The 2443-nt window shown below is 38.8% G+C and carries 1 protein-coding gene and 1 pseudogene; both read right to left on the bottom strand.

Annotated features, from left to right (window positions below; translation table 11 throughout):
* Positions 1 to 624: 624 nt before the first annotated feature.
* Positions 625 to 1473: a DNA-processing protein DprA gene (gene dprA, locus HT730_RS09845; protein WP_173307485.1), complete on the bottom strand. Its 849-nt coding sequence runs from the start codon at positions 1471 to 1473 to the stop codon at positions 625 to 627.
* 211 nt (positions 1474 to 1684) lie between these two features.
* Positions 1685 to 2443 (bottom strand): annotated as a pseudogene (locus HT730_RS09840) (hypothetical protein); the annotation flags it as partial.

Below are 2443 nucleotides of genomic sequence, written 5' to 3'. Positions count from 1 at the left end.
CTAGCTTCCTAGTTTGCTCTTTAATTTTCATTGAGTATAAAATCCTAACAAACTCAATACTTTAGTAGTCTGATATGCCAATCTCATGAGGTCTTTTTATCATTTTCCATCACATCCTGACGCAAATATCTACTGCTATCTCTCATCAGCTTCATTTCTAGTAAATGAAAATCAAACTCGGAAGCTCACCGTAGCTTGCTCAAAACACAGCAAGGCAAAGCTGAGCTGATTTAAAAAGATTTTCTAAGAGTATCATCATAAATTTCAGACCATTTTTTATAATAACCATTTTATTTTTATCTGTCAAGGTCTTTGAATTCTTTCTTAAACAAGCCTTGTAATCTCTACTTTTGAAGAATTTATTTTTCCTTACTGGCAATACTTGAGACGATACTGCTCCCTGATAATAAGCTGACCAAGATTAGTCACAAGCAACTCTCCTTTCTCAATCACACTAAATTGCTTTCCTTCCTATGAGAAAAGTCCTCCACTCTACTGATTCACTTAGAAAAAACGCATAAGATCAAGTGATCAACACCTGATACTATGCGTTTTATTGTGGGGATATTTACTTCATTTTATCTTGAAATTGAGTTTTTCTCAAAATTCTAGCTTAGGTCATTTTTAAAATTCAAATTCCGCAAGAACATCCTGCCCACTGGTGACCAATTTTGCCCCTTCTTGAATCAAATGATTACAACCGTCTGATAGTCCATCTAAAATGCTACCAGGAATAGCAAAGACATCGCGCCCTTCTTCCATTGCTCGCTCACAGGTAATGAGACTACCTGAGCGCATCTTAGCCTCTGCTACAATCACACCTCGACAAAGTCCAGCAATGATGCGATTACGGGCAGGAAAATGAAATTTTAGAGGTTGTTCACCAGGTCCATATTCACTAAGAACCAGATGGTCATTGCCGATGTAGTCTTGCAAACGTTTATTGGCTTTAGGATAAAACACATCCAGTCCTGTTCCAATCACTGCAATGGTTTTTCCGCCATTCTGAAGAGCTGCCATATGAGCTGCTGTGTCAATGCCCTTGGCTAATCCACTGACGATAACCAGTTCATTTTCCAAGCCCTGAATGACTTTTTCAACTGACTTAGCTCCCTGTTTGCTACAAGCACGACTTCCTACGACTGCTACCTTCGGGAATTTCAAGAGGTCAAGATTTCCCTTGTAAAATAAAAGTACAGGCGCGTCGTATATTTCACTCAAATCCCAAGGATAACAGTCGTCTAAAATAGAGAAAGATGGAAATTTTTGAAATTCTTTCTCCAAATGCGAATCATCTATCTGAAAATAACGTTCCATAAAAACGGCTGGATTTCGGCAACCTGATATATCTGCAATATCACCTAACAACAGTTCTTGATCAACATTTTCACCGTATTCTAGGACATTCAAAATCTGTTGATTGCTCAAACCTGATTTTTTTAACTTATAGATTTCATAGTTTGTGATTTTCATAAATAACTCCATTTCTTTTTCTAGTCATCTATTTATTCGTAAAAAATCAAAAAAACATCCGACTATTTGTAATCCCCCAATAATGAAGTATATTGAAAAATCTCCAGACTAGAGAACTCATTGACGGTTCCTAATCTGGAGATTTTATTATTTCCTCATCATAACTACAAAGCTACTCACTCAGTTCCTGAAAGTAGTGTTTTCTTCAAAACTAGACTTCTTCTTTGAGTTGACTGAGAACAGTCGTGATTTCAGAAATTAGTTCTGATTCTTTTTGAGAATCTTTTTGATGGCTATCTACAAAGAGTCGTGCTTCATCAGCTAATTTCTTAGCCTTGTTTAGAACTTTTTTGTCCTTGTCGCTAGCCTCTAGCTCAACTACAAGCTGATTCAATTCTCTTGAAAGCTTATCTAGTTGAGAGGATTTTTTACGAGCTACTGCAAAGAGGAGAGCTCCTAGAAGAGAAAGAACTGCAGCTCCTAAGACACCATATAGAGGGACTTCTGTCGCATTTTTAGCTTCTTTGGTGCTTTCTGCTTCTTTATTAGAGTATGACGCAGACTGACTCTTATCAGCTGATGTGGCAACTTGTAGAGAATTGAGAGCCTGTCTAACTTTAGCAAGGAGGTCTGCCAATTCTTGTTCTGTTAAGTTTTCATTAGCAAGAGCTGCTTGCGCCTCTCCCAAGATACGCTGTGCTTCCTCAAGTGCTTCAGGAGATAGACCTGCTAACTCTTTCAAGCGGCGTTCCAGATCCTCTATCAGAGTACGAAGTTCTGACTTGTCTACAGCCGATGGAGTTGTACCTGTTTGGGAATTCCCTACAAATCCTACACTTCTACGAGTACGGCGCGGAGGAGTTCTTCGATTTCTTGTAGCAGATGGTGGAGTCACAGGGCTTGTCCCAGACTGAGCTGGATCCGAAGGAGAAGCTGGTGTTTGGCTATTGCTCTTATCAACATTTCTCAA

The organism is Streptococcus sp. k-628, from assembly GCF_013277475.1.
In the GTDB taxonomy this organism is placed as follows: Bacteria; Bacillota; Bacilli; order Lactobacillales; family Streptococcaceae; genus Streptococcus.
This window is presented reverse-complemented; position numbering and strand designations above follow the sequence as displayed.

Excerpts from the sequence above, each read along its gene's own strand:
- dprA (WP_173307485.1), bottom strand. The coding sequence starts at position 1,473 with ATGAAAATCACAAACTATGAAATCTATAAGTTAAAAAAATCAGGTTTG.